This is a genomic window from Vibrio sp. 10N.286.46.A8 (genome assembly GCF_041470165.1).
GTDB classification, from domain to species: domain Bacteria; phylum Pseudomonadota; class Gammaproteobacteria; order Enterobacterales; family Vibrionaceae; genus Vibrio; species Vibrio tasmaniensis_A.
Genome location: NZ_JBFRLX010000142.1, coordinates 1 through 6,762, shown reverse-complemented (window position 1 = coordinate 6,762; position 6,762 = coordinate 1). Strand labels below are relative to the sequence as shown.

Annotated in this window: 5 protein-coding genes; 3 read left to right on the top strand and 2 right to left on the bottom strand. The window is 44.1% G+C overall.

The features are described 5' to 3' along the window. Positions 1–86: peptide-methionine (S)-S-oxide reductase (locus tag AB4232_RS14335; RefSeq protein WP_372087399.1), on the bottom strand; the 86-nt coding region annotated here is incomplete at its 3' end. A gap of 240 nt (positions 87–326) precedes the next feature. On the opposite strand from AB4232_RS14335, the gene AB4232_RS14330 reads away from it, so the two are divergent. From AB4232_RS14330 to tnaA, 3 genes are all read left to right on the top strand, one after another. Then, positions 327–1,439 carry a YcjF family protein gene (locus tag AB4232_RS14330; protein WP_372087398.1) on the top strand — a complete coding sequence of 371 codons (1,113 nt, stop codon included), beginning with the start codon at positions 327–329 and terminating at the stop codon, positions 1,437–1,439. After that, complete coding sequence (locus AB4232_RS14325; RefSeq protein WP_372087397.1) at positions 1,426–3,114, top strand: GTPase family protein; 1,689 nt, start codon at positions 1,426–1,428, stop codon at positions 3,112–3,114. The genes AB4232_RS14330 and AB4232_RS14325 overlap by 14 nt, the downstream gene beginning before the upstream one ends. 845 nt (positions 3,115–3,959) lie before the next feature. Then, on the top strand, positions 3,960–5,432 hold the full coding sequence (gene tnaA / locus AB4232_RS14320) for a tryptophanase (RefSeq protein ID WP_372087396.1): 1,473 nt from the start codon (positions 3,960–3,962) through the stop codon (positions 5,430–5,432). 150 nt (positions 5,433–5,582) lie between these two features. Here the strand turns inward: tnaA and AB4232_RS14315 are convergent, their stop codons facing one another. Continuing rightward, positions 5,583–6,467 carry a LysR family transcriptional regulator gene (locus AB4232_RS14315; RefSeq protein ID WP_017090766.1) on the bottom strand — a complete coding sequence of 295 codons (885 nt, stop codon included), beginning with the start codon at positions 6,465–6,467 and terminating at the stop codon, positions 5,583–5,585. Between the last annotated feature and the right edge of the window lie 295 nt (positions 6,468–6,762).

Below are 6,762 nucleotides of genomic sequence, written 5' to 3'. Positions count from 1 at the left end.
GCTTCTGTGCTGATAACACCAGGAACGTACTTAATAAATTCCTGTACGCCCCATAAGCAACCGCCAGCTAAATAAATTTGTTCCATACTTACCTTTTACTTCTCTGTGTTTGTTGATGTTTGTTCGATGCGTGAATCAATACGATGATACCCGCACGTATAAAAAAGCGCCTATAAAGAATGAGCGCGCAAATAAAAACAAGCGTTTAGGCATTGTAAACCTGTGCGACTGAACAAACATAAGTTTAATATGATTTGTGATTATATAAGTCAGTATTGCTTTGTCATCAACTCGAATCTCAACATCAAGTGAGCGTTACTCTAAACATGTTTGATCAAATAAAAGACTTCATTAATCCGAGCAAGAACCCAGATCTTACTCAGGCCCATGAATACCAGCGTCAGCATCTGCCGACATTGTGGCTGTTGGGAAAAACGGGGGCGGGCAAGTCATCGTTTATTCAGGCGGTGACTGGCGACTCTTCTGTAGAAGTGGGCAATGGTTTTTCGCCTTGTACCATGACGGCGATGTCTTACGAATTCCCACAAGACAAACCCGTGATGCGCTTTCTCGATACCAGAGGACTAAGCGAAGCGAATTACGATGCGAAAGAGGATCTGGAAGAGATTGGTCAGGCAGGTAATGCGTTAGTCGTTGTAATGAAAGCCGACGAACCTGAACAATCCGCCGTGCTTGCCGCTCTGAAACAAATTAAAAAGCAAAAGAAGATTAAGCATTTACTGCTTGTTCATACTGCGGTTTTGTCTTCCAATGAAACAGACCGCGCAAGGCAAATTCAATTCAACACCAATCAAATAGAGAAGGTGTGGGGAAAGGAATTTGAATCGGTCGCAGTGGATTTCGAAACGGATGACGTGAGCAACAACAGTGGCGCAATCTACAATTATGAAGCCTTGATTGAACAGCTGACTAATATGCTTCCTGTTATCGGAATGATGGTGGTCGACAAAGAGCATTCAACTCAAGAAGAAGCCAACTTTGATCAAGTAGAAAACGAAGTGCTTTGGTATGCGGGAAGTGCTGCAGCGAGCGACCTGATTCCGGGTGTTGGTTTGGTGTCGGTACCTGCGATTCAAGCGAAAATGCTTCATAGCTTGGCGAATCAATATGGGGTCGAGTGGAACAAGAGAGTCTTCAGTGAGTTGATAGGCACTCTGGGAAGCAGCTTTGCGTTGCAATACGGAATGAAGCTGGGCACTCGACAGTTGATAAAGCTGATTCCAGTTTATGGTCAAACGGTAGGGGCGGTGGCTGCAGCGGCAATGAGTTTCGGCACCTCTTATGGTTTAGGTCGCGCGGCTTGTTTTTACTTCTATCATAAGAACAAAGGCGAAGAAGTGTCTGAACAAGAGATGCAGAAGATCTACAAAGAATCCCTGATAAAAGGAAAGGCGGCGTCGGGCTATGAAGAAAATTAGAAACCTATTTCGATTACTGGCGGTGCTATCGAGCGGCCGCTGGGGCATTGCTCTGATTTCGGCGATCTTCCCAAGCATTATCATGATGGGTTTTGGTGTCTTCTTGGCGATCAAATACGGTTACCTACTCGAAATGTCGATTGCCATTGCCGTGAGTACCTTGGTATTCACCGTTCCCTTGTTCATTTCTAGTCGTTCTTCAAGCCGCTCTTCACGCCGATCTTCAAGTACGGAGCCCTTCTCAAATAAAGAGAGCGACGGCCTTGGCGAAGATGCTTCTGAATCTGAATCACAACATAACAAAGCTGATATCAACGATGCATTGGTTAAGGCTTCGACTGATTGGTCTCAAAAAGAACTGTCGATCTGGAATGATTCAAAACACCATGTACGCCAACAATTAATGGTCGACATAGAGTGGGGCAACCTAGACCAAACCGGTTTAGAAGTACTTGAGTTTGTGGCGAAAAAGTTTGATAAGAAATCGCTCGATTTCTCGATTCCTGAAGGGCTAAAGCTGTTCGAAGAGGTAAGCCGACGCTACAAACTGGTAGTGCGAGAGCATATACCGGGCATTGAGTATCTCAAGGTTTCTTACATTAAGGCGGGCTACGAAGCCTATGATAAATATGGCGAGCTAGGGCAGAAGATCGTTAAGGCCGCTATTTGGGGGAATCACCTCAAAAACCTCTATTTGAACCCGCTAAAAGTTGTTTCTGATTTAGGGAGAGAGCAAGCGACATCTTCAATGACAAGAGGTGTGGTTGATGACATGCAATACGCCGCCAAACAAGCCTTATTAGATGAAGTTGCGGCGGTGGCGATTGATCTCTATAGCGGACGTTTCAGCATTGAAGATGAAGCACTTAAAGTGTCCGATGTTTCTGAACTCGACGAACAACGCTTTGCTCCTGAGTTAGAGCCTGTGCGAATCGTGCTGGTTGGGCAAACAAGTTCGGGTAAATCTTCACTTATCAACGCGCTTAAGCAAGAGTTGGTAGCTGAAGTGGATGTACTGCCATCAACCGACACTTCAACGGTTTACAACGCGTTTGTCGACGACAATGATGTTCGCGTTGTTGATCTTCAAGGGCTTGATGGCAATCCTAAAACCGAAGCCTTAATGCTGAAAGAGATGACCCAAGCCGATGTGGTGTTATGGGTGCTTAAAGCCAATCAATCTGCGCGTGATTTGGATAAGCAATTGAAAGATAGATTTGATGCTTTCTATGACGATCCTAAGAACATCTCACGCAAGAAGCCGATTGTGGTGTCGGTTGTGAATCAGGTAGACCGATTAAAGCCTGTAGACGATTGGCAACCACCGTATGACTTAGAGAATCCAATATCGACCAAAGCAAAGATCATTGCTCAAGCGCTCGAATACAATCATATATTGCTGCAAACCGATATCGTGTTACCGCTGGCGATTGCGCCAGAAAAGGTACAGTTTGGTTTAGATACTTTAAGGCAGACGTTGATCGAGCGTATCGCTGACGCAAATAACGTGCAGAGAAACCGCCAACGTTTAGAAGCCATGAAAAGAGGGACGTCGGTTAAAGGCCAACTGAATAAAGCGGTCAAGGCGGGTAAGAAGGTTGCCCCCAGTGCATTGAAAGCAGCGACCCCGAAACTGGCTGAAATGGCCATCAAACAAGTCGTGAAGAAAAAGTAAGTCATTCATTGCGAATACGGTTCTGGTGAGGCTTGATACTCATCAGAACTGAGTTTTTAGAGCGTGAGAGCTTATCTCTTTTTGTTAAGGCTGGGGCTTTAGTGCTTAGCTTTTCTAGATCGGCGAGTTTTAGAGCTTGGCTTTTTAGCTCAGTAGCTCTCTAGAAGATGGATTCCTAGAAGATAGCTTTTTAGAAAACAGCCATCTTCGCCCCTTATTAGATAAGTATTGAGTTTAAAAGAGATTCGATATTATTAAGTAACTCGCTGAACTAGTTTAATAGTATATAAATGACTGTGATTCACAGTTTATATAACATGCTATCGTATTTAATTATCATTCTAAATGTTGATCACATTTATACTTTTCTAAGCTGTATTTATAAAACAATTGCACTATATTTAAATTTCGGATCATCTTGATTTCAACGTAGGGATATATTGTGAACATGTATCTGAAATGGCAATCAACAACATGGCTAACCTTGTTAGCTTGGTATACCTTAGATCACCAGCTCTCGTTCCGCCTTTCTTCAGAGTAGTACCCTCTAGGCGTCACGCGCCAGCAAAGCAGCGTGCTTTGTTTAGCTATCAGCAGCTTTGATAACCTTTGAACGCATGAATATCGCACTTATTATTTCGTGCAGAATATTCGTTGTTTTGTCGTTCTTGCTAATTATCTCAGCCTCTGTTTAGGTTCGATTAATAACTAATTATTTAACTTGTTTATTTTCATTGTTAATTTCCGTCTATCTTTATGCGGAGCTATTAAATTAATGGTGAGGATTCGTGACATCTAAAGAAAATAGATTTCGACCTGATCGGAATGTATAGAAAGGTACTATTATGGAAAACTTCAAACATCTACCAGAACCGTTTCGTATTCGTGTTGTAGAACCAGTAAAAAGAACAACCTCTGCATATCGTGAGCAAGCCATTGTTGAAGCGGGCATGAACCCATTCTTACTGGATAGTGATGATGTGTTTATCGACTTACTGACAGACAGCGGTACAGGTTCTATCACCCAACGTATGCAAGCCGCGATGTTAATGGGGGATGAAGCGTACAGTGGTAGTCGCAGTTACTACGCATTGTCGAATGCGGTGAAAGATATCTTTGGCTATGAGTTGACTATTCCAACACACCAAGGGCGCGGCGCAGAGCAGATCTACATTCCTGTTCTTATCAAGAAGCGTGAAATGGAGAAAGGGCTCGATCGCAGCAAAATGGTCGCTTTGTCGAACTACTTCTTCGATACAACACAAGGTCACACCCAAGTGAATTGCTGTGTGGCGAAAAACGTTTATACCAAAGAAGCGTTCGATACCTCAGTGAATGCGGACTTCAAAGGCAACTTCGATGTGGTGAAGCTGGAAGAAGCGATTTTAGAAGCGGGCGCAGCCAATGTTCCTTATATTGTGAGCACTATTACTTGTAACTCTGCTGGTGGACAGCCAGTGTCTATCGCCAACCTAAAAGCCGTGTATCAAGTGGCTCAGAAGTACGACATCCCTGTGATCATGGATTCTGCACGCTACGCTGAAAATGCTTACTTCATTCAACAACGTGAAGTGGGTTATCAAGATTGGACAATCGAACAGATCACGCGTGAGTCTTACAAATACGCGGATGGCTTAGCCATGTCTGCCAAGAAAGATGCCATGGTACAAATGGGCGGCTTGTTGTGCTTTAAAGACGACTCTTTCATGGATGTGTACACAGAATGTCGAACCTTGTGTGTGGTGCAAGAAGGCTTCCCAACCTATGGTGGTTTAGAAGGTGGCGCGATGGAGCGTCTTGCGGTTGGCCTTTATGACGGCATGCGCCAAGACTGGTTAGAGTATCGTATTGGTCAGGTTCAGTACTTAGTCGATGGTTTAGAAGCGATGGGTATCGTGTGCCAACAAGCGGGTGGTCATGCTGCGTTTGTCGATGCGGGTAAACTGCTTCCTCATATTCCAGCAGGTCAGTTCCCAGCGCATGCTTTGGCGTGTGAACTCTATAAAGTCGCGGGAATCAGAGCGGTTGAGATTGGGTCTTTGCTGCAAGGTCGCGACCCAGCAACCGGTGAACAACACCCATGTCCTGCTGAGTTATTGCGCCTTACCATTCCTCGCGCGACCTACACACAAACGCACATGGACTTCATCATCGAAGCTTTCGAAAAAGTGAAAGAGAATGCTGGGAAAGTGAAAGGGCTCGACTTTACCTACGAGCCTCCGGTGTTAAGACACTTCACTGCGCGCTTGAAAGAGGTAGAGACCAGCGAGAAACAAACAGAAAAAAAGAACGAACAAACGCTCGAAGAAGCATTTTAAAATAAAAAAATAAGCGAATAGTCATCAGAACCCTAATCAAAGGCTCCCACAGGAGCCTTTTCTTTTTTGAATGGTAGGGGAGTTATGTCGTTAAACAGCTAAGCAGTTAAGCAGTTAACCCGGTAATCACTTAGGCCTTTAGATGCTGAACTACGCTTGTTTGTTTTTTAGGGTGGATTTCAACATTTGGAATAGCCACTGATTCAAAGGCGCATCTTTCTGTGAACGACGGCAGCTCATCACATAACCCACATCGATCGTCAGTTTTTCGGGTAAATCAATACTACGACAGCCTTCTGGTACGCTGCCATTGAGGGTGATACCAAAATAGTCGGATTTGAACACAACATCGTGAATCATCGCAGGGTGGTCGACTTCCACTCTTGGGTTGACGTGAAATCCGATATTTCTAAGGCGATCAAGGATCGGGTATTTATTGTCATTCCATCCCGGGGTTTTAAATAGAATGATTGGGTAGTTGGCGAGCGACTCAAAGTCTTTCGCTGGATGATCCTCTCTCACGAAGAACACCACTTTTCCTTTGCCGAATTCCATTTGAGAAATTGACTGTGGCAAGGTTTCATCAAAGTAATGAACCGCTATGGATTCTTCGCCGTCGATGAGCCTGTTCCTCACATTGCTTCCCCACCGAACGAATGAGTAGTGAGCATGCGGGGCTTCTTTACTCAGAGCAAAGTAGAGCTTCGAGCCAAAGCGCTCCCAGAACAGGGTATTTGCGTAGATTTTGATATCACCTTGGTAAGTTTCTGGCGAAAATACTTGGTGTTTAATGGCTTCAACGCTGCTCAAGATCTGCTCAAAATTTTCGATGTTGGTTTCAACAAAAGTCGTGGGTTCAAACCCGTGTTTGGTTTGAATGAACAGTGGATCGTCGAGCTGCAACTTTAACTTCGAGAGGTTCTTGCTGATCGCCCCAGAGGTTTTTCCTAGCGACTCCGCAACCAGTCCAACATTGCGAAGTTCATACATACGCTTGATGACGAGGATATTTTGAATGTCTAGATTGATGTCCACAGGCTCTCCAAATGAATCCTTTTATAGGCAGTAATTTCGGTGCGGTAGGCGTACAGAAATTATGTGACTCTAATATCATAGTGGTAGTACAAAACAGATAAGACAGAACAGCGTCAGAACTTCGCTAATCCCTTGATTTTCCATTTGGTAAATCTTGCTTTTCCTCGAATGGCTTTCACTCAAGCGCTAAAGTTACCTCAACAAAGAAACACTGATACCAAACGAACAAATAATTAAAAATAATATGAGGTGATGTATGAAAAAGTTAATCGCACTAGGCTTAATGGCTCTTTCA